The sequence below is a fragment of the Streptomyces showdoensis genome (assembly GCF_039535475.1).
Taxonomy (GTDB): domain Bacteria; phylum Actinomycetota; class Actinomycetes; order Streptomycetales; family Streptomycetaceae; genus Streptomyces; species Streptomyces showdoensis.
Genome location: NZ_BAAAXG010000026.1, coordinates 2720208 through 2740861, shown reverse-complemented (window position 1 = coordinate 2740861; position 20654 = coordinate 2720208). Strand labels below are relative to the sequence as shown.

The following is a 20654-nucleotide window of genomic DNA, read 5'->3' as shown; positions in this document are numbered from 1 at the left end:
TTTCTCCGCCCGTGGGCGAGGTGAGGCCGGATGGGAGTCCTGCGTGACCATCCCGAACTGGCCCTCTTCCTCTGCCTCGCCGCCGGCTACCTCGTCGGCAAGCTCCGCGTCGGACCCATCACCCTCGGCGGCATCTGCGGCACGCTGATCGTCTCGCTGCTGCTCGGCGCCTGGGCGAAGATCACCATCTCCGACGACGTGAAGACGATCTTCTTCGCGCTCTTCATCTTCTCGCTCGGCTACATGGCCGGACCGCAGTTCTTCGCGAACCTCAACAAGAAGAGCCTGCGCTTCTTCACCCTCTGCGTCATCGAGGTCGTGTGCGTCGTCGGGATCGCCCTCGGCCTGGCGAAGGCCTTCGACCTTGACGTCGGCACCGCCGCCGGCATCCTGGCCGGTGCCGCCACCGAGTCGGCGGTCGTCGGCACGGCCACCGAGTCCATCGGCAAACTCGGCAACCTGACGCAGGCGCAGATCACCGAGTACCAGGGGCACGTGGCCACCGCGTACACGGTCTGCTACCTCTTCGGCCTCATCACCATCGTGATCTACACCAGCCAGATCATGCCGATGATGATGCGGATCAACCTCCGGGACGCCTCGCGCGAGCTGTGGGAGAAGATGCGCGGCGGCTCGGGCGGCCTGGAGGACGACGAGCGCGAGGCGCTGCCCGGCATGGTCGGGCGCACCTTCCTGGTCACCCACGCCGACGGCACCCTCGTCTCCCAGCTGGAGCGGTCCAACGGCAGCCGGGTCACGGTCGAGGCGGTGAAGCGGGGCAGCAAGGTCCTCACCCCTCCCCCGCCCGACTTCGAGCTGACCCTCTCCGACCTGGTGCTGATGGTCGGCCGGCGGTCCAACATCATCGACGCGGGGCGGCACGTCGGCCCCGAGACCCCGGCCATCCCGGGCCTCGACACCCCGCTCGCCACCACCCAGGTCTCGCTCACCGACAAGACGGTGGAGGGCAAGTCGCTCGACACGCTCACCACCGAACACCCGGAGATCGCGAACGGCGGGGTGTACGTGACCGACGTGCTGCGCAACGAACAGCACCTGCCGGCCACCCCCGAGACCGTCGTGCACCGCGGCGACGTCCTCACCCTGGTCGGCTCCCGCTCGGGCCTGGGCCGGCTCGCCTCGAAGGTCGGCGCGATCGTCAAGAACGACTCCACCGACTTCGTCTACCTCGGCCTCGGCATCGTCGTCGGCTCGCTCATCGGCCAGATCGTGGTCCGCTTCGGCGACGTCCCCATGTCGCTCGGGACCGGCGGCGGCTGCCTCATCTCGGGGCTGCTCTTCGGCTGGTTCCGCTCCCGCAAGCAGACCTTCGGCGCCTTCCCGCCGCAGGCCGCCACCACGATCAAGGACCTGGGCCTGGCGGTCTTCATCGCCTGCACGGGCCTGGTCTCGGGCCCGCAGGCCGGACCGCTGCTCAAGGAGTACGGGGCGCTGCTGCCGTTCGCCGGGATCGCGATGGTCCTGGTCCCCGCGACGATCTCGCTGATCGTCGGCCGCAAGCTGCTGAACATCGAGAAGCCGATCCTCATCGGCGCCATCGCGGGCCAGCAGTGCTCGACCCCGGCGATCACCTCCGTCACCCAGGTGGCCCAGAGCTCGGTGCCGATGCTCGGCTACACGATCACGTACACGCTCTCGAACTTCCTGCTCCCCCTGACCGGCCCGCTGCTCGTCGGAATCCTCGGAGCGTGAGAGGACGCATGGTGAGAGGACACACGTCCCAATGATCGACTTCCTCAACCGGAACATCTTCCAGCCCCACCCCGAACTGCTGATCTTCATCACCGTCGCGCTCGGCTTCCTGTTCGGCAAGCTCCGCTACAAGGCCATCGCGCTCGGCGCGGTGACGGGCTGTCTGGTGGCGGGACTGCTGCTGGGCGCCCAGTTCAAGGTCACCATCGACGGCACGGTGAAGAACCTCTTCTTCACGCTCTTCCTCTTCGCGCTCGGCTACAAGGTCGGCCCGCAGTTCTTCCGCGGACTGAAGAAGGACGGCATGCCGCAGGTGCTCAACGCGGTCGTCGTCTGCGTCACCGGCCTGCTGGTCTCCTGGGGCTTCGCCGTGATGCTCGGCTACGGCCCCGGGCTCTCGGCCGGACTGCTCGGCGGCGCGCTCACCCAGTCCGCCGTCATCGGCGTCGCCCAGGACGCCATCGGCAACCTGCCGGGGCTGTCCGCCGCCCAGATGAAGAACGAGGAGAACCTGGTCGCGATCGGCTACGCGGTCACCTATCCGCTCGGCACGATCCTCTGCGCCATGCTCCTCGCCAACTTCCTGCCCAAGCTCTACAAGCGCGACCTGGCCGCCGAGTCGGCCCGGCTCGCGAAGGAGATGGACGCCCCCGGGGACAACCCCGACCTGGCCGAGGGCTACTACGAGGTCGTCCTGCGCGCGTACGAGATGGACCACTCCCCGCTGGTCGGGCGGACCATCGACGACTTCGAGAACCAGCAGAAGGAGCTCGGGCACCGGATCTACATCACCCGGGTCCGGCGGGAGGGCCGAATCCTCGAACACGACCAGCAGACGGTGCTGCGCTCGGGCGACGTGGTCGCCGTCAGCGCCCTGCGCGGTTCGCTGATCGAGTTCGACGCCCGCACCCACATCGGCCCCGAGACCGACGACGTGGAGCTGCTCGGCTACCAGACCGAGAGCCTGCACGTGGTCGCCTCGGACAAGGCGCAGCTCGGCAAGACCATCGCGGAGCTGCGGCGCGAGCCGTTCATGGTCGGCGTGTACATCGACAAGCTGTACCGCTCGGGCGCCGAGTTCCCGTACCGGCTCACCACCCAGCTGGAGCGCGGCGACACGGTGGTCCTGAACGGCCCGAAGCGGCTGGTCGACCCGGCGGGCGCGGCGATCGGCAAGCCGGTCCCGACCTCGTTCGCCACCGACATGCTCTGGGTCGGCCTCGGCGTCTTCCTCGGCGGCTGCATCGGCATCCCGGCACTGACCGTCTCGGGCGTGCCGATCTCGCTGTCCACCTCCGGCGGCGCGCTGATCATGGGTCTGGTCTTCGGCTGGATCCGCGGCAAGTACCCCACGTACGGCAACGTGCCGCCGGGCGCCCAGTGGTTCATGGACACCCTCGGCCTGTGCCTGTTCGTCGCGGTCGTCGGCATCAACGCCGGCCCGAGCTTCACCAGCGGGCTCTCGACGGCCGGCTGGGGGCTGCTGGTCTGGGGCGCGGTGGCCACGGTGATCCCGCTGATCGTGGGCTTCCTGGTGGGCCACTACGTCCAGAAGATCCGCTTCCCGATCCTGATGGGCGTGCTGGCCGGCGGCCAGACCACGACCGCGGCGATCGGCGCGATCAACGAACAGTCCCGGTCGCAGATCCCGACGCTCGGCTACACGATCCCCTACGCGGTGGGCAACGTGCTGCTGACCATCTGGGGCGCCGTGATCGTCATCCTCAACCACTGACCCGACCCGGAAGGACCCCCGTGCCCAAGACCACGTTCACCCGTCAGGAGATCCAGTCCTTCGCGCAGCTCTCGCCCTTCGAGCTGAAGGACAAGTTCATCCAGATCGCGCAGGCGGCGCAGGCCGACAAGCCCGGCCAGAAGGAGAAGTCGCAGACCCAGATGCTCAACGCGGGCCGCGGCAACCCGAACTGGGTCGCCACCGGTCCCCGCGAGGCGTTCTACGCGCTCGGCTACTTCTCCCTCTCCGAGTCGCGCCGGGTCTGGACCGCCGACAACCTCGGCGGCATGCCCGAACTCGCCGGCGCCGGCGCCCGCTTCGACACCTTCGTGCGGCAGCACCCGGACCTGCCCGGCATCGAGCTCCTGCAGAACAGCGTCGCGTACGCGATCGAGCGCTTCGGCTTCGACAAGGACGCCTTCGTCCACGAGCTGACCGACAGCACGATCGGCGACAACTACCCGGTGCCGGACCGGATCCTGCACCACACCGAGCAGATCGTCCGGGGCTACATCGCCGACGAGATGTTCGACAAGCGCCCGCCGGCCGGGAACATCTCGTACTTCGCGACCGAGGGCGGCACCGCCGCCATGTGCTACATCTTCGACTCCCTCATGAAGAACGGGATCCTGAAGAAGGGCGACCGGATCGCCCTGATGGTGCCGGTGTTCACCCCGTACATCGAGATCCCCGAGCTCGACACGTACGAGTTCGACGTCGTCAACGTCAACGCGAGCCTCTTCGCCGAGACCGGCGTCCGCGAGTGGCGCTACCCGGCCGAGGAGGTCGAGAAGCTCGCCGACCCGTCGGTGAAGCTGGTCTGCGTCGTGAACCCGTCCAACCCGCCGTCGCTCGCGATGAGCCAGCGGGTGGCGGACCAGATCAAGGACATCGTCGCGACCCGGAACCCGAACCTGCTGGTCGTCACGGACGACGTGTACGGCACCTTCGTCGAGGGCTTCCGCTCGCTCGCGGCCGACCTCCCGCGCAACACGCTGCTCGTGTACTCCTACTCGAAGCACTACGGCTGCACCGGCCACCGGCTCGGCGTCATCGGCCTGCACGACGACAACGTCATCGACGAGATGATCGCGAAGCTGCCGCGGCCGGAGAAGGAGCGCCTGAACAAGCGGTACGGGACGCTGACCCTGGAGCCCGAGAAGATCCGCTTCATCGACCGGCTCGTCGCCGACTCCCGGCAGGTCGCGCTCAACCACACGGCGGGGCTCTCGCTGCCGCAGCAGGTGCAGATGTCACTGTTCTCCCTCTTCGACATGCTGGAGGAGGGCCAGGCGTACAAGCACAAGATCCGGGCCATCGTGCGCCAGCGCCTCGACCTGCTGCTCGAAGGCGCCCAGATGAAGATCGCCGACGACCCGAAGCGGGCCGGCTACTACATCGAGCTGGACCTGCTCGCGGAGGCGGAGCGGGTGCACGGGAAGGACTTCGCGGACTTCCTGGAGAAGAACTACGAGCCGGTGGACCCGCTGTTCCGGCTGGCCGAGCAGACCAGCGTGGTGCTCCTGAACGGCGGCGGCTTCGACGGCCCCGAGTGGTCGGTGCGGGTGTCGCTGGCCAACCTGGACGACCTGGACTACCTGAAGATCGGGCACCACCTGCGGGGGATCTTCGGCGACTACGCGGAGGAGTGGAAGACCGCGCGGGCGGGGTAGCCGGGCCGTTGTCCACAGGGCGAGGGCTTTTCTGTAGTGGGCGTTAGGGAATCTGATACGGTGAGTCCGTTCTTGGTTACCTGGCGCTCACTACGGATGCGCGGGTCAGGGCCGGTTCCGGACGGGACCGGCCCCGACCGGGCCCGCGTACGGCTCACCACGGGGGACTTCCATGACCGCGCACGCTCTGCTCCTGGCCCACGGCTCCGGCGGGGGCATCGACTCCCACTTCGGCCCGATCCGCGCCGCCCTGACCGCCGGCGGACGCCGGGTCGTCGGCTTCGACCTGCCGGGTACGGGCTCCGCGCCGCGCGCCGCCGCCCCGCTCGACCTGGACGCGCTCGCCGACGGCCTGGTGGCGGAGGCGGACGCGGCGGGCGTCGGGCGCTTCGCCGTCGCCGGGTACTCGCTGGGCACGACCGTCGCGGTCCGCGCCGCCACCCGCCACCCGGAGCGGGTGAGCGGACTCGTGCTCACCGCCCCCTTCGCCCGGGCGGACCACACGCTGCGCCAGGCCTCCTACCTGTGGCGGGACCTCGCCGAGAGCGGGCAGCACGAGCTGGTGGCCCGCCTCCTGGTGCCGTTCGTCTTCAGCCCGGCCATGCTCGACCCGATGAGCCCCGGGGTGGTCGAGGGCGTCGTGCGGCTGACCGCCGAGTCCGTCCCGGCGGGGACGCCGGACCACGCCGACCTGGTGACCCGGGCGGACGTGCGCGCGGACCTGGCCCGGGTGGGCGTGCCGACCCTCGTCATATCCACCACCGAGGACCGGCTCGTCTCCCCCGCCCTGCACCGCGCGGTCGCCGCGGGCATTCCCGGCGCCCGCCTGACCGAACTGGCCACCGGGCACGCGCCGTTCGCGGAGAACCCGGCGGCCTGGGGGAAGCTGACCGTCGAGTTCCTGGAGGAGCTGGAGGGACTGCGGGAGCAGGAGGGCTGACGCCCACCCGGGGAAGGGGAAAAGGGGGCGCGCCCCGGCCGGTGGTGGGGGTGGACTTCCGGCCGGAGCGCGCGGTGTGGGGGGTACGGGGCCCTGGGCCCGCGGGGGAGCCCAGGGGGAGGTCCGCCTCGGGGAACTCCCGGGGCTATCGGTAGGCGGCGAAGGCCTTGGTGAAGGCGAGCGGCTGCTGGAGGATCGAGGAGCAGGTGGCGTCCGCGTAGCCGATCGCGCCGGCCGCGCACTGCTTGTCGCGGGTCGAGGACCACATCGACAGCCAGCCGATGCCCTTGGACTTCGCGAACTCGACCAGCTGGGTGGCGTCGTCGACCCGGAAGACCTCGCTGGAGACGTCGTTGACGCCGATCATGGGGGTGACGGCGACGGTCTTCCAGGCGGCCGCGTCCGACAGGCCGAGGACGCCCTTGATCTGGGCCTGGGTGGCGGTGGCCGCCGAGACGGCGTACTGGCCCATGTCGCCGCTGTAGGCCGGTCCGTAGTCCATCGCCATGATGTTGACGGCGTCGACGCGGACCCCGTTGCGCTTGGCGTCGGCCAGCAGGTCCACGCCGGGCTGGGTCAGGCCCTCGGGCATGACGGGCAGGGTGAAGGAGACGTTCAGCCCCGGGTGGGACTTCTGGAGCTGGGCGATGGCCTGGGAGCGGCGGGTGTTGGCGGCGGTGTCCGGGAGGGCGGCGCCCTCGATGTCGAAGTCGACCTTGGTCAGCCCGTACTGGTCGACCGCCTTGCCGTACGCGGCGGCGAGGGCGGTGGACGAGGAGCAGTTGAGGGCGAGTTCGTGGCCGGCCGCGCCGCCGAAGGAGACCCGGACGTCACCGCCCTTGGCGCGCAGGGCGCCGATCTGGGCGGCGACCTTGTCGGAGGCCAGGTCGGTGACCCCGCCCCACAGCGGCGCGCAGGCACCGCCGGAGGTGAGGAAGGCGAGGTTGAACTCCTTGACGCCGGTCCGGTCGGCGGTGGAGAGCAGGTCGTACGCGGGGTAGAGGGAGGTGTCGACGTAGGGGGCGTAGCGGGCGGGGGCCGCGCCGGGCGGGGTGGTGGCGGTCGCGGTGGGCGCCGGGGTGACGGTCGCGGAGGCCGTGGGGGTGGCGCTCCGGGTGGGGGTGACCGTCTTCGTGGGGGCGGGGGTGGCCGTGGGAGCGGCCGTGACAGTGGGCTGGTCGGAGGGGCGGCCGCTGGGGGTGGGGGCGGGGCCGCCGGCGGAACAGGCGGACTTGTTGATGAGGCAGCCGACCGGGTCCCCGGCGGTGCCGGAGGAGGAGGTGACGAAGCCGACGGTGACGGACCCGCCGGGGGCGAGCTGCCGGTTCCAGCCGGCGGGCTTCACGGTGACGTGGCGGCCGGAGACGGTGTGGTCGCCGTTCCAGAGGGAGCCGATGGAGGTCCCGGCGGGCAGGTCGAACTCCAGGGTCCAGTCGGACTGGGGGGTGGAGGTCTCGTTGGTGATGACGTACTGACCGGTGTAGCCGCCGGTCCAGGCGCTGGTCCTGGTGTATGCGGCACCGACGGCGGCGGCCTGTGCGGTGCCGGTGAACGCGAAGGCGGCGCCGCCGATCACGGCGGCGGCGACGACCGCGCCGACGGCCTTGGTCCTGCCGCTCGCCCTGCGCCGGTGCGAACTGGTGCCCATCGCGTGCCTGCCTCTGCGTGCCGGGAGTGGGGGGTGGATCGGGGGTGCGGCAGCACGCTAGCGGCAGGGAAACGGACAAATGAGCACGAGGGGGCCGGGGTTGAGGATTCTTAGGATCCGCTTAAGGGAGGCATCGGGACGCCGAAAGGTTGGCGGCCCGCGTGGCCCCCGTCAGACCTTCTGGCGCCGTCCGCGGCGTCCCGCGGCCGACCCGGCGCGGCGGCCCCGGCGGCCCCCGTCACCGGCGGAGCGGCGCCCGTCGAGGCCGATCCAGATGCGGACCTCGGTGCCGCCGAGCACCGAGTGCCCGATGCGCACGTCGCCGCCGGTGGACTCCGCCATGCGGCGCACGATGTCGAGGCCGAGTCCGGTGGAGCCGTCCCGGCCGCCGCTGTTGCCGCGGGCGAGGGCGGCGGCGGGGTCGTCGATGCCGGAACCGGCGTCGGAGACCAGGATGATGACGGCGTCGTCGCCGTTGTGGAGGTCGACCGAGAAGGCGGTGCCCACCCGGGTGTGCCGGAAGACGTTGCCGAGCAGCGCGTCGAGCGCGGCGACGAGTTCGGGCCGGGCGACCGGGATGCGCACGGGGCGGTCGACGCCCGCGACCCGCACCTTGCGGTCCTCGTCCTCGGCGAGCGCCGACCAGAAGTCCATCCGCTCGCGCACCACTTCGGAGGCGTCGCAGCCCGCCAGGGGCGCGGTCGGCTGGGTCTGCGGCTTGGCCTCGCGGGCGGTGCGGATGATCGTGTCGACCTCGCGCTCCAGCTGCTCGACGGCGGCCCGGGTCTGCTCGGCCGCGGGACCCGAGCCCAGCGAGGCCGCGTTGAGCCGGAGCACGGTCAGCGGGGTGCGCAGCCGGTGGGACAGGTCGGCGGCGAGTTCGCGTTCGTTGGCGAGCAGTTGGAGGACCTGGTCGGCCATCGAGTTGAAGGCGGTGGCGGCGGACTTGAGCTCCGGCGGGCCCTCCTCGCGGACCCGGGCGCCCAGTTTGCCCTCGCCCAGCTCGTGGGCGGCGCGCGCGAGCCGCTGGGCGGGCTGGACCATGCGCACGCCGAGCCGGTCGGCGACCGCGACGGAGCCGACGATGAGGGCGACGCCGACGGCGGCGAGGACCAGCCAGGCGGTGGCGACGCCGTTGGTGACCTCGCCCTCGGGGACGAAGAGTTCGACGATGGCGACCCGGTCGGAGCTGACCGCGGTCGGCTGGAGCAGCACCGAGCCGCCCGGCACCTCGGCGATGGTGGCCCGGCCCAGCGCACGGGTGGTGGCCAGGTTCTCGTCGGTGGCGCGCCGGGTGCCGACCTCGATGCCCGCGGCGCCGGGCCGGCCGGGCGGCGCGGGGAGGTGGACGGCGAGCCGGCCCTCGGCCCCGTCGTCGGTGGTGGCGACGGCCCGCTCCAGCTGTTCCCGGTCGGTGGTGATCGCGAGGACCGGCGCGAGACCGGCGGCGCGGCGCTCGGCGTTGGAGAAGGCCCGGTCCCGGGCCATCTCCTTGACGACCAGGCCGAGCGGCACGGCGAACGCGACGACGACCATGGCGGTGACGGCGAGCGACACCTTGACCAGCGCCCATCTCACGGCTGCGGCTCCAGCGGCGGTTCCAGCTTCACACCCACCCCGCGCAGGGTGTGGAGGTAGCGGGGGCGGGCGGCCGTTTCGCCCAATTTGCGTCGCAGCCATGACAAATGTACGTCAATGGTCTGATCGTCCCCGTAGGACTGCTGCCACACCTCGGCGAGCAGCTCCTTGCGCGGCACGACCACCCCTGGCCGGCCGGCCAGGAAGGCGAGCAGGTCGAACTCACGGCGGGTCAGGTCGAGCGCGGCTCCGTCGAGGGCCGCCTGCCGGCGCAGCGGGTCGATGGCGAGCCCGCCCACCCGGATCTCCCGCGGCGGCGGCACCTCGCCCGCCGAGGACCGGGCCCGGCGCAGCACGGCCGCCATCCGGGCGGACAGGTGCTCTACGGAGAAGGGCTTGGTCAGGTAGTCGTCCGCGCCGTCGTTGAGCAGCCGGACGATCTCCGCCTCGTCGTCCCGCGCGGTCGCGATGATCACCGGGACATCGGTGATGCCGCGCAGCATCTTCAGCGCCTCGGCCCCGTCCAGGTCGGGAAGTCCGAGGTCGAGAATGACCACGTCGAAACGGAAATGGGCGACCTCGCGCAACGCCTCCAGGGCCGTGCCGACGCTGCGCACCAGGTGCGACGCCTCGGTCAGATGCCGGATGAGGGCGGAGCGCACGAACTGGTCGTCCTCGACCACGAGCACACTTGCCATGGGGCGCACCGTACGCCATTCAGGGGATGGCAGTATGAGCAGGATGCGAAGAGGACTGGTTCACGCGCTGGCGTGGTCGCTCGCCACGGGCGGAGCGGTCACGCTCTCGTGGTGGGGCGTGCACACGGTGCTCGCCGGCACGGTCTACGACCCGCCGCGGGCCCTGCCGATCCCGAGCGGCGTCGGCCCCGCCACCGGCTCCGACCCGGTCACGTCCTCGACCCGCACGACCGGTTCCCCCACGACGGCCCCGCCGACTCCCCCGGCCACCACGCCGCCGGCGACTCCCCCGGCCACGCCCCCGTCCCACCGCCCCACCCGCCCGGCGTCCGCGACGAGCACCCCCGGGGGCTCGGGCGGGACGGGCACGGCACCGGACAGCGGCGGCTCCGGGGGCACGGGGAACGTCAAGAGCTACGGCACCGACGGCGGCCGTGCGGTCTTCGACCTCGGCCCGTCCTCGGCCGAACTCGTCAGCGCGACCCCCGAGTCGGGCTGGCAGATGCAGGTGTGGAAGCAGACGACCTGGATCCGGGTGACCTTCACCAAGGGCAGCCGGGAGATCTCCGTCTTCTGCGTCTGGCACGACACCGCGCCGCGCGTCGAGATCGACGAGCAGGCGATCTAGGCCGGGCCCGGAACGTGGCGCCGACTGGTCGCAGGGCCAGGCGGGACTTCCCGGACGCGCCCCGACCTCAGCGGAAGACGGAGGCGGGCGGTACGGGCGAGGGCTTGGCGCTCGCGTCGGTGACCGGGGCCGCGCCGCCGGTGAAGTCGGCGAGCGCCCGCCCGTGCTCGACCCGCCCGGCGTGCGGGTCGGTCGCCACCCGCCGGGTCAGCTCGGCGACCGGGAGCTCCCGGTCGGAGGCCAGCAGCACGGCGTTGCCGAAGCGGCGGCCGCGCAGCACGGTCGGGTCGGCGGTGAGGGCCAGCTCGGGGAAGACGGTGGCGGCGGTCGCGATCTGGCCGCGCAGATGGGCCAGCGGCGGGCCGTCGGCGAGGTTGGCCGCGTAGAAGCCGCCGGGCCGCAGCACCCGCCTGACCTCGGCCAGGAACTCGGTGCTGGTCAGGTGCGCGGGCGTGCGGGCCCCGCTGAACACGTCGGCGATGATCAGGTCCGCCCAGCCGTCCTGCACCTTCCCGAGCCCGGCCCGGGCGTCGGTGGAGCGGACCCGGATCCGGGCGGTGGCGTCGAGCGGCAGCTCGCGGCGGACCAGCTGCACGAGCGGCCCGTCGAGCTCCACGATCTGCTGGGTGGAGCGGGGCCGGGTGGCGGCGATGTACCGGGCGAGGGTGAAGGCGCCGCCGCCGAGGTGCACGACCTGGATCGGCCGGTTCGGCGGGGCGGCGAGATCGGCGATGTGCCCGAGGCGCCGCTGGTACTCGAAGGTGAGGTGCGCGGGATCGTCGAGGTCGACGTGCGACTGCGGGGCGCCGTCGATCAGCAGCGTCCAGCCGCGCGGCCGCTCACGGTCGGGTATGAGTTCGGCGAGCCCGCCGTCGACGGTCTCGACGACGGCGGCGGCCGATGCCGCCCGTTCCCGCTGTTTGTTCCTGGCCACGGCCCCATTATCGACGCAGCCGGCGGCGCTCCGCCCGACGAGCCCGACGGGCCGGAGGAGCACCCGCGGGTGATCAGCGGCAGCCGTCCGCCGCCTCGATCAGCCGGGCCGCCTGACCGAGCGCCTCCCGGAGCATCGCGGGGTCGGTGACCTCGCCGCTGTCGCCCGGGGGCAGCAGCCAGTCCGCGGGGCGCGGGGTGGCACCGTCCGGGCCGGGCAGCTCCGGCAGTTCCGGCAGGCGCAGCCCCCGGCCCAGCGTCTCGGTACACGCGCTGCCCGGCATGTCCCAGCCCGCCGCCGTCCCCGGCGGGACCAGGAAGCCGAGCGTGTCGCAGGCGCCGTCGTGGAGCACCGGGCCGACGGCGGGGGCCCCGCCGCGGCGCAGGATGTCCACGGCCTCCAGGCCCTGCCGGGCCGGCACGGTCACCAGGTCACAGGGCTCGGCCGGGGACGCGCTCGCGTCCGGCGTGGGCGCGTGCATCGCGGTGGACTGTGATGCGGTCTCCGCCATGGGACCCCTCCTCACTCCAGCTCACTCCAGAGGAGACACGTTCCGTCCCTCCGCATGGTTCAACGCCCGTGGACGTCAACGGCTACGGCGGCACGCCGCCGCAAAGGATGGCAGTTCATGGCAGATCGCAGGCGAGATATCCGATTTGTTTGCAAACCCTGCGTGCGCGGCCGGTCACAGCAGGTACGTTCTTGCCCCGCCGGAACACCGGCAGCACCAGGAGAGGGCTCGGCCATGGCGTTGTCACGGGCAGTTCCCAATCTCGCCTTCCGCAGACTCCGCGGCCGGCACTCGCCGGCGGAGTTCGCCGCGACGGTCCGCCGGGCCGCGCGGGAGATCGGCGAGCAGGTCGCATGCGACGCCCGCTACATCGGGCGCGTGGAGGCGGGCGAGATCCGCTGCCCCAACTACGCGTACGAGCGGGTGTTCCTGCACATGTTCCCCGGACTGAGCCTGGCGGACCTGGGGTTCTCGGCGCGGGAGGCCGTTCGCGGCCGGCGGCCGGCCGTACCGGCCGGGGCACCGCCGCCCCTCGCCATCACCACCCGGAACGATGAGGAGAGCGACGTGCTGCGTCGCGCATTCATGACCGGCGGTACCGCCACCGTGGCGGCCGCCTCGCTGGGACTCGGCGGCTCCGCCGTCGCCATCCCCGCCCCCCGTGGCGTCCACCGTGTCGGCGACGCCGAGGTACGCGCCGTCGAGGACGCCGTGCGCCAGATCCGCCTGCTCGACGACCGGCACGGCGCCGACGGCCTCTACCAGCGGGCCACCCAGCCGCTCCGTACCGCCTACGCCCTGCTCGACGCGGGCGTCAGCGCCCGCCGCTCCACCGCCGACCGGCTGCACAACGGCGCCGGCGAGCTGGCCATCTCGGTCGGCTGGCTCGCCCATGACTCCGGCCGCCTCGACGACGCCCGGTCCCACTACGCCGAGGCCCTCGCCACCGCCCGGGTCGCCGGGGACGCCGCCCTGGAGGCGCACGCCTTCTGCAACACCTCGTTCCTGGCCAGGGACGCGGGCCGGTACCGGGAGGCGGTACGGGCGGCCCAGGCGGGACTGCGGGCCGCGCAGCCGCTCGGCTCCGCCCGGCTGCTCACCCTGCTGACCCTGCGCGAGGCCGGGGCCTGGGCCGGACTCGGCGACAGGTCCGCCTGCACCCAGGCCCTCGGCCGGGCCCACTCGCTCTTCGCCCGGGGCGCCGGGGAGAGCGACCCCGAGTGGATGTCGTTCTTCGGCGAGCCCGAGCTGGAGGCCCTGGAGGCCCAGTGCTGGTCGATGCTGGGCGACTGGTCCCGCGCGGCCCGGCACGCCCACCGGGCCACCGTCCTGCAGGACCCGCACTTCGCCCGCAACCTCGCCCTCTACCGGGCCCAGCTCGCCGGGAACCTCGCCCACGCGGGCCGGCCCGAGGAGGCCGCGGCCCAGATGCAGCGGGTGGTGGACTCCCTGGACGGCGTGGACTCCTCCCGCATCCGCACCCTGCTCGCGGAGACCCGCCGGGTCCTCGCCGCGTACTGACGGGCGCCGGGCGCCGCACCCGCCCGCACCCCGTACCGGCTACGGCTCCAGGTGTCCGGTGTCGTTCCAGCGCTCGACGGCGGGCGCTCCGTACGCCCAGCCCAGGACGGACAGGCTGGTCGGGTCGAGGCGGATGCGCGAGGCGAAGAAGACGTCCTCCCCCATCCACCGCGCGGCGATCGACCGCAGGATGTGCCCGTGCGCGAAGACCAGCACGTCCCGGTCGGCCGAGCGGGCCCACTCCACGACCTGGTCGGCCCGCGCCGAGAGCTCCGCCAGTGTCTCGCCGTCCGGGACCGCGTCGCGCCAGATGAACCAGCCCGGCCGGACCGCCTGGATCTCGGCCGGGGTCATCCCCTCGTAGGCGCCGTAGTCCCACTCCATGAGCGCGTCCCAGTTCTCCGCGCGCTCACCGAAGCCGGCCAGGTCGCAGGTCTCCCGCGCCCGCACCAGCGGGCTGGTGCGCACCTCGACCCCGTCGAGCCCGGCCCACGGGCCGCGGCCCAGCCGCTCGCCGAGCAGCTTGGCCCCGCGCCGGCCCTCGTCGAGCAGGGGGATGTCGGTCCTGCCGGTGTGCTTTCCCAGCAGCGACCATTCGGTCTGGCCGTGCCGGGCGAGCAGGATGCGCGGTGCCATGGGGTCTCTCCGGGTGTTCACGGAACGGTTCGGTTCCATCATCGCCCACGTGAATTCCGGGTGGCGTCCGGGCAACCTCCCGCCGCCCGCCGGCGTCCTCCCACGATCGGGATCGGGGAGAAGCGCGGAACTGGGGGCTCGGATGCGCAGACCACGGTGGTGGACGGAACTCGCACTGATCGGGGCGGTGTACGCGGCCTACTCCTGCGGGCGGCTGCTGGCCCGCGGAGACGTGGACACCGCGGTCGCGCACGGTCTCGCGATCCTGCGGATCGAGCAGGTCCTGGGGATCGACGCCGAGCATCCGCTCAACCGGCTGTTCACGGCGGCGCCCGCGCTCGGCGTGCCCGCCGACTTCGTCTACGCCTCGCTGCACTACCTGGTCACCCCGGCCGTCCTGGTCTGGCTGTTCCGGCGCCGGCCCGCGCACTACCGGGCGGCCAGGACCTGGCTGATGCTCTCCACCCTGCTCGGTCTCGTCGGCTTCACGCTGCTGCCCACCTGCCCGCCCCGGCTGCTCGACCCGGGCCACGGGTTCGTCGACACGATGGCGCGGTTCAGCGGGTACGGGTGGTGGGGCGCGGAGGCCAGTGCCCCGCGCGGGATGGGCGCGCTCACCAACCAGTACGCGGCGATGCCCAGCCTGCACGTGGGGTGGGCGCTGTGGTGCGGGGTGATGCTGTGGCGGCACGGCCGGACCCCGCTGTCCAAGGCGCTCGCCGCCGCATATCCGCTGCTCACCGCGCTCGTGGTCATGGGCACGGCCAACCACTACCTGCTGGACGCGGTCGCCGGGGCGGCCGTGATGGGGGCCGGGCTGCTGCTCGCCCCGTACGCGACGCGCCTCGCCGACCGGGTCGCCGGGCGCCTCTCCGCCCGGGGCGCGGGTGGGGCGTTCGGTGCCGAATCCGCCCGAAACTCCCCGGCTGTCAGTGGCGGATGGGAGACTTCCGCGGGTGAGCGCATCCCTCGACAGCGGACCGCAGCCGCCGCCGCAGACGACCCTCAGGCATCAGCTCGCTGAGCTGCGCGGACCGGCCACGGTGCCGCGTCCGCTCGACGCGCGGGCGCTGGCCGCGCTGGCCGCCAACCCGGGCTGCCGACGGCGCGCGCTGCTCGACGGCGCCGGGGTGGACAAAGCGGCGCTGGCCGAGAAGCTGGGTTCGCCCTCGGGCTTCGGCCAGTCCCAGTTCGCGATAGCGCGGGGCAACGCGTTCGAGGCCAGGGTCAAGGCCGACGGCGGGCGCGAGCTGCTGCGGCTGCTCGGCATCGAGGAGCCCTCGGCCGTGGACCTGCCGGACCTCACGGCGGCCGGGCCCCAGGGCCGGGCGGCCCGGACGGCGCTCGCGCTGCGGGAGGCGACCGCGGCCGGCCGCTGGGCGCTGCTCGACCACCCGATGCTGGCCGTGGAGGTGGCGGGCGCGCCCGTCTACCTGGAGCCGGACGTGGTGATGGTGCACCCCGACGGGCGGTGGACGGTCGTGGAGATCAAGTCCTTCCCGATGATCGACGGTTCGGCCGACGCGGCGAAGGTGGGCGCCGCGGCCCGCCAGGCCGCGGTCTACGTGCTGGCCCTCGGCAGGGTCGCCGCCGTCACGGAGGGCGCGCGGGTGGCGCACTCGGTGCTGCTGGTCTGCCCCAAGGACTTCTCCAACCTGCCGACGGCCTCGGCGGTCGACGTGCGCAAGCAGCTGTCGGTGACGCGGCGCCAGCTGGAGCGGCTGACCCGGATCGAGGAGATCGTGGAGGCGCTGCCGGAGGGCGTCTCCTTCGACGTGGCGGAGTGCTCGGCGGAGCAGCTGACCGGCTCGGTGGAGGCGGTGCCGCACGCGTACGCGCCGGAGTGCCTGGCCGCCTGCGAGCTGGCCTTCCACTGCCGGGAGCGGGCCCGGGCCGCGGACGTGGTGGAGGCCCTGGGCCGTTCGGTGCGCGGGGAGCTGGGCGGTCTGACGACGATCGGCGAGGTGCTGGCGGCGGCGCGGGGCGGAGGGGACGCCCCCTGTGCGCGCCGGGCCGAGGGCTCGGCGGAGGCGGACCCGGACGATCCGGCGGTGGCGGCACTGCGCCGGGCGCAGGCGCTGCGGACGGAGGCCCTGGCATGCCGCTGATCTCCACGCTGGCCCGGATGGAGGCCGTCGAGGCGGGCCGGGCCCGCCCGTTGGCCACGGTCCGCCACCGGCACCTGTCCGCGCGCCCGCTGGTCCTGGTCCCCCTGACGACGGCCGGTGAGGCGGGTGCGCCGCTCGGGGCCCTGGTCGGCACCGACCCGGCGGAGCCGCGGCTGCTGGTCGTGCCGCAGCCGCGCGACCGGGACCTGCGCTTCGCGTTCCTCGCCGAGCTGGCCGACGCCGTCCTGCCGTACGTGGACTCCTTCACGGAGGTCGTGGAGGCGGCCGAGCGCTCCGAGACCGACCCGGAGACCGGCAAGAAGGTCAAGGTCGAGGTCGAGCTGTGCGCGGACGCCCCGCAGTTGGTGGTGCCGGGCCGGGCCGCCGTCGAGTACGTGCGTCTGCTCGGGCGCTCGACGCGGTTCCGGCGGACGGCCGAGCAGGACCCGGAGACGCCGTTCCCGGCGCCGCCGCGGGTGCCGCTGCTCGGCCGCTGGCTGACGCACTTCGGGGAGCGGGCCCGGGTGCCGGGCTCCTCGCTGCTGGTCGCCGCGACGGACCTGCTCAACCGGCACTGGGCGACGGGACAGTCCTCCCTGGAGGACCAGCACCTGGGCTCCCTGCTGGCCTGGATCGACCCGCCGGAGGGCGAGAGCGGGGCCGAGGCGGCGCTGCGGGCGGAGCTCGGACGGGACGCGCAGGGGCAGTTGCTGTGCCCGCCGGCCGGCCCGGCGACCGACCCGGCCTTCGACAACCGGCTGCTCGCTCCCGCGATCGAGCGCTACGACCGGGCCCGGCAGGCGCTGGGCGCCGCCGAGGACGGCGAGGCGGCCGAGGCGGGTCTGGCCGAACTGCAGCGGGCCGAGCGGGAGATCCGCCGGCTGCTCGTCACGCAGCTGAAGCCGGCCTGGGACGCGACCTGGCGGGCCCTCGGCCTGCTGCGGGAGCTCCCGGTCGGGGACCGGGTCGCCGACCGCTGGACCCGGGACCGCTGGTCGTTCACGGGCCAGCGCGACCGGATCGCCGCGGGCGAGCCGCCGCAGCCGCGCCGGGACGACGCCGTGACCGCGGCGCAGAAGCTGGCGGCGCGCGAGCAGGCGCAGGCCCAGTTGGAGGCGCAGGAGGCGCTGGACGACCCGTTGGTCCTGGCGGGGCGGCGGCTGGCGGGCGAGGCGTTCGCCGGGGAGGTCGTGGAGGTGACGATGACGCGCACGGAGAAGGGCCGTCCGCGCCCGCTGCTCACCGTCCGCACCGAGGACCTGCCCCATCTGGCCGAGGACGTGAAGGTGTACCGCTCGCTCGACGGCAGGCCGCAGACCGCGGAGTTCGTCCGGCGGGAGCCGGACGGCGCGCTGGTGCTGCGGGTGACGGACCGGATGGGCCGGGCCAAGGAGCCCGCGGAGGGTTCGGTGCCGGAGAAGGGCGAGCGGATCGCCTGGACGCTGTTCGAGCACGAGGCGCGGGTGGGCGCCAAGCTGCCGGACCCGGAGGAGACCCCGTGGACGCACGGCGGTCCGCCGCGTGCGGACGCCGTGGAACCGCCCGACGCCGTGACGCCGGAGGACCTGCTGTGAGCGTGGCCCGAGACCGCTTCGACCCCTCGGCGGAGGCCGCGCGGGCCACCCGCGAGATCCTGGCCGACACGCTGCACGGGGCGGCCCGCGGCGTGGTCGTGGACTCGCCCCCGGGCGCCGGGAAGTCGACGCTCGTGGTGCGCGCCGCGCTCGAACTGGCCGAGGCGGGGCGCCCGTTGATGGTCGTCGCACAGACCAACGCGCAGGTGGACGACCTGGTGCTGCGGATCGCGGAGAAGCAGCCGGAGCTGGCCGTGGGCCGGCTGCACTCGAACGACTCCGCCCCGTACGACAAGGCGCTCGACGAGCTCGGACAGGTGCGGAAGTCGGCGAAGGCCGGGGAGCTCACGGGGCTCCCGGTGGTCGTGTCGACGGCCGCGAAGTGGGCGCACGTGAAGAACGTCGAGCCGTGGGCGCACGCGATCGTGGACGAGGCGTACCAGATGCGTTCGGACGCGCTGCTCGCGGTGGCGGGGCTCTTCGAGCGGGCGCTGTTCGTGGGCGACCCGGGGCAGCTGGACCCGTTCTCGGTGGTGGGCGCGGAGCAGTGGGCGGGGCTCTCGTACGACCCGTCGGCGAGCGCGGTCTCGACGCTGCTCGCGCACAATCCGGAGCTCCCGCAGCACCGCCTCCCGGTGTCCTGGCGGCTGCCCGCCTCGGCGGCGCCCCTCGTGTCGGACGCCTTCTACCCGTACACGCCGTTCCGCAGCGGCACGGACCACGGGGACCGGCGGCTCTCCTTCGGGGTGGCCTCCGACGGCTCGGGCGCCGACCGGGTGCTCGACGAGGCGGCGGAGTCGGGCTGGGGCCTGCTCGAACTCCCGGCCCGGCACACCCCGCGCACCGACCCGGAGGCGGTGCACGCGATCGCCGTGGTGGTCCGCCGCCTCCTGGACCGCGGCGCCGCCGCGGTCTCGGAGCGCTCGGCCGCCCCGGCCCCCGTCACCCCGGACCGGGTCGCCGTCGGCACGGCCCACCGCGACCAGGCCGCGGCGGTACGGGCGGAGCTCGCCCGGCTCGGCGTGACGGGCGTGACGGTGGACACGGCCAACCGCCTCCAGGGCCGGGAGTACGACGTGACGGTCGTCCTGCACCCGCTGTCCGGCCGCCCCGACGCGACCGCCTTCCACCTGGAGACCGGCCGCCTGTGCGTCCTGGCCTCCCGCCACCGCCACGCCTGCGTCGTGGTCTGCCGCGCGGGCGTCGGCGAGCTCCTGGACGAGCACCCGTCGACGGAGCCGGTGCAGCTGGGCGTCACGGTGAAGTTCCCGGACGGCTGGGAGGCCAACCACGCGGTGCTGTCCCACCTGGAGGAGCACCGGGTGCGCTGGGCGCCGTGACGGGAGCGGCGTGACGGGTCCCTCGTGACGGGAGCGGCGCGACGGGGGGCGCGGCCCGTGCGTCGGGCGCCGGTGGGTGCGCCCTGGGGCGCTCTTGCCAGGCGCGGGAGAATGGATGGTGGCCCGGGTGTCCGGGCCGCCTGTGTGCGAGGAGGAGAAGGACGATGGCGGAACCCGCGGAACGGAGCGGACAGCGGCGGGTCAGGCCGGCCCCGCTGATCTTCGAGCCTGCCGAGGCGACCGCCGACCCGGAGCACTTCTTCGACCTGGAGTCGATCGAGGACCCGCGGGAGCTGCTGGCCAGGGCGACGGAGCTGGCCCTGGCCTTCCGCGCGGCCACGGACCGGGCGGTCGAGTTCCAGGCGGTCGCGGCGGCCCAGCTGGCCGATCCGCGCCGGTTCGACCGGCTCACGCCGGCGGCCGTGGCGGAGCGCGCGGAGTGGACCGAGGACTACGCCCGCAAGATGATCGAGTTCGGCGAGGGCCTGATCCGCACGAGCGGCCGCGACCCGGAGGAGTGAGCCGACGCCGTCCCCCGTATGGGGGAACCGGCCGCCGGTCTGACTGCCTGGCATATGCCGGGGCGCAAGATACTCCCCCGGCCCCCGCCGTGTCCGGGTTTCCGGCAACCCGCCGAAACGGAACGGTCACGCCCGGTACACCTTCCGTATGACCACGTGGCTGCGCGACGAGACGACCCCGTACGAGATCCTCCGGGCCCTGCGGGACCTGGACGAGGGGCGGCACCAGGCCGCCCGGGTCACCGAGGAGGGGGCCGCCTGGCTCGCCTCCGCCGTCGCCGGGCCGCGGTCCCTGCTGGAGCTCTGGGAGGAACGCCCCTGCGCCCCGGCCGTGCTGCCCTGCGGGACCGCCTTCGACGTGGTGAACGTGGAGCCGATCTTCGGGCGCCGGATGCTGGACCGGCTCTGGGCCGAAGGGCCCGGCTCCGGGCCGGTCGCCACCCACCGGGGCCGGATGCTGCTCTTCGCCGCCCCGGGCACCGCCCAGCGCTTACCGTCCCTGCTCGACTGGGAGGAGTGGGGCCAGGCCGTGCCCCGGCCGCTCTGTCACGGCACCGGCGACGCCGTGACCATCCCGCCGCTCACCCCGCACGACACGGCCGGCCCCCGCTGGCTGGTCGCCCCCGACACCCGCTCTCCGTGGCTGCCGGGCCCCGAGGTGCTGCTCTGGGCCTGCGTGCGGGCGGCCAGGGCGGCCTCCGCCGCCGACGTGCGCGTATCGATTTTTCCTTCCGCGGATCCGGGTGCTAATGTCTACGACGTCAGCAGGCGCCGCTAGCTCAGTTGGTTAGAGCAGCTGACTCTTAATCAGCGGGTCCGGGGTTCGAGTCCCTGGCGGCGCACCGACGGAAGAAGCCCCTCGCGCAAGCGGGGGGCTTCTTCGTGTTCGCGGTACG

At 73.4% G+C, this 20654-nt stretch carries 18 protein-coding genes and 1 tRNA gene; 13 read left to right on the top strand and 6 right to left on the bottom strand.

Annotation, left to right across the window (positions count from 1 at the left end; all coding sequences use genetic code 11):
• The first annotated feature begins 30 nt into the window (after window positions 1-30).
• The 4 genes from aspT (ABD981_RS25490) to ABD981_RS25475 all read left to right on the top strand — a co-directional run bounded on the left by aspT (ABD981_RS25490) (window position 31) and on the right by ABD981_RS25475 (window position 6061).
• Window positions 31-1713 (top strand): aspartate-alanine antiporter, encoded by a 1683-nt coding sequence (gene aspT, locus ABD981_RS25490; protein ID WP_046911189.1) that lies wholly within the window; start codon window positions 31-33, stop codon window positions 1711-1713.
• 31 nt (window positions 1714-1744) lie between these two features.
• A complete protein-coding gene (gene aspT / locus ABD981_RS25485; RefSeq protein ID WP_046911190.1) occupies window positions 1745-3448 on the top strand; it encodes an aspartate-alanine antiporter in 1704 nt (567 codons plus the stop codon).
• A gap of 20 nt (window positions 3449-3468) precedes the next feature.
• Window positions 3469-5121: a bifunctional aspartate transaminase/aspartate 4-decarboxylase gene (locus ABD981_RS25480; RefSeq protein WP_046911191.1), complete on the top strand. Its 1653-nt coding sequence runs from the start codon at window positions 3469-3471 to the stop codon at window positions 5119-5121.
• A gap of 172 nt (window positions 5122-5293) precedes the next feature.
• On the top strand, window positions 5294-6061 hold the full coding sequence (locus ABD981_RS25475; protein ID WP_046911192.1) for an alpha/beta fold hydrolase: 768 nt from the start codon (window positions 5294-5296) through the stop codon (window positions 6059-6061).
• Between the two features lie 145 nt (window positions 6062-6206).
• Here ABD981_RS25475 and ABD981_RS25470 read toward each other — a convergent pair whose 3' ends face one another.
• From ABD981_RS25470 to ABD981_RS25460, 3 genes are all read right to left on the bottom strand, one after another.
• Window positions 6207-7709, bottom strand: a complete 1503-nt coding sequence (locus ABD981_RS25470; protein WP_046911193.1) for a glycoside hydrolase family 18 protein — start codon at window positions 7707-7709, stop codon at window positions 6207-6209.
• 171 nt (window positions 7710-7880) lie between these two features.
• On the bottom strand, window positions 7881-9287 hold the full coding sequence (locus tag ABD981_RS25465; RefSeq protein ID WP_046911194.1) for a HAMP domain-containing sensor histidine kinase: 1407 nt from the start codon (window positions 9285-9287) through the stop codon (window positions 7881-7883).
• Complete coding sequence (locus ABD981_RS25460) at window positions 9284-9985, bottom strand: response regulator transcription factor (RefSeq protein ID WP_046911195.1); 702 nt, start codon at window positions 9983-9985, stop codon at window positions 9284-9286. The genes ABD981_RS25465 and ABD981_RS25460 overlap by 4 nt, the downstream gene beginning before the upstream one ends.
• A 34-nt stretch (window positions 9986-10019) precedes the next feature.
• On the opposite strand from ABD981_RS25460, the gene ABD981_RS25455 reads away from it, so the two are divergent.
• A complete protein-coding gene (locus ABD981_RS25455; protein ID WP_046911196.1) occupies window positions 10020-10613 on the top strand; it encodes a hypothetical protein in 594 nt (197 codons plus the stop codon).
• A gap of 67 nt (window positions 10614-10680) precedes the next feature.
• Here the strand turns inward: ABD981_RS25455 and ABD981_RS25450 are convergent, their stop codons facing one another.
• Together ABD981_RS25450 and ABD981_RS25445 are read right to left on the bottom strand one after the other, a co-directional pair.
• Window positions 10681-11547 carry a spermidine synthase gene (locus ABD981_RS25450; protein ID WP_046911197.1) on the bottom strand — a complete coding sequence of 289 codons (867 nt, stop codon included), beginning with the start codon at window positions 11545-11547 and terminating at the stop codon, window positions 10681-10683.
• Window positions 11548-11620: 73 nt separating this feature from the next.
• A complete protein-coding gene (locus ABD981_RS25445) occupies window positions 11621-12058 on the bottom strand; it encodes a hypothetical protein (protein ID WP_046911198.1) in 438 nt (145 codons plus the stop codon).
• A gap of 234 nt (window positions 12059-12292) precedes the next feature.
• On the opposite strand from ABD981_RS25445, the gene ABD981_RS25440 reads away from it, so the two are divergent.
• Entirely contained in the window at window positions 12293-13579 is a 1287-nt protein-coding gene (locus ABD981_RS25440; protein ID WP_046911199.1) for an NsdA family TPR-like regulatory protein, read from the top strand.
• A 39-nt stretch (window positions 13580-13618) separates the two neighbouring features.
• Here the strand turns inward: ABD981_RS25440 and ABD981_RS25435 are convergent, their stop codons facing one another.
• A complete protein-coding gene (locus ABD981_RS25435; RefSeq protein WP_046911200.1) occupies window positions 13619-14215 on the bottom strand; it encodes a histidine phosphatase family protein in 597 nt (198 codons plus the stop codon).
• 142 nt (window positions 14216-14357) lie between these two features.
• Between ABD981_RS25435 and ABD981_RS25430 the strand changes: the two genes are divergently transcribed.
• The 7 genes from ABD981_RS25430 to ABD981_RS25400 all read left to right on the top strand — a co-directional run bounded on the left by ABD981_RS25430 (window position 14358) and on the right by ABD981_RS25400 (window position 20600).
• Window positions 14358-15239 (top strand): phosphatase PAP2 family protein, encoded by an 882-nt coding sequence (locus ABD981_RS25430; RefSeq protein WP_123955082.1) that lies wholly within the window; start codon window positions 14358-14360, stop codon window positions 15237-15239.
• Window positions 15172-16323 carry a hypothetical protein gene (locus ABD981_RS25425; RefSeq protein WP_123955083.1) on the top strand — a complete coding sequence of 384 codons (1152 nt, stop codon included), beginning with the start codon at window positions 15172-15174 and terminating at the stop codon, window positions 16321-16323. The genes ABD981_RS25430 and ABD981_RS25425 overlap by 68 nt, the downstream gene beginning before the upstream one ends.
• Complete coding sequence (locus ABD981_RS25420; RefSeq protein ID WP_046911203.1) at window positions 16314-17897, top strand: membrane protein; 1584 nt, start codon at window positions 16314-16316, stop codon at window positions 17895-17897. The genes ABD981_RS25425 and ABD981_RS25420 overlap by 10 nt, the downstream gene beginning before the upstream one ends.
• 2 nt (window positions 17898-17899) lie before the next feature.
• A complete protein-coding gene (locus ABD981_RS25415; RefSeq protein ID WP_046911204.1) occupies window positions 17900-19237 on the top strand; it encodes an AAA domain-containing protein in 1338 nt (445 codons plus the stop codon).
• Between the two features lie 164 nt (window positions 19238-19401).
• Window positions 19402-19758 (top strand): hypothetical protein, encoded by a 357-nt coding sequence (locus tag ABD981_RS25410; RefSeq protein ID WP_046911205.1) that lies wholly within the window; start codon window positions 19402-19404, stop codon window positions 19756-19758.
• A 148-nt stretch (window positions 19759-19906) separates the two neighbouring features.
• Entirely contained in the window at window positions 19907-20536 is a 630-nt protein-coding gene (locus ABD981_RS25405) for a bifunctional DNA primase/polymerase (RefSeq protein WP_123955084.1), read from the top strand.
• Window positions 20527-20600: transfer RNA gene (locus ABD981_RS25400), tRNA-Lys, on the top strand. The genes ABD981_RS25405 and ABD981_RS25400 overlap by 10 nt, the downstream gene beginning before the upstream one ends.
• Window positions 20601-20654 lie beyond the last annotated feature (54 nt).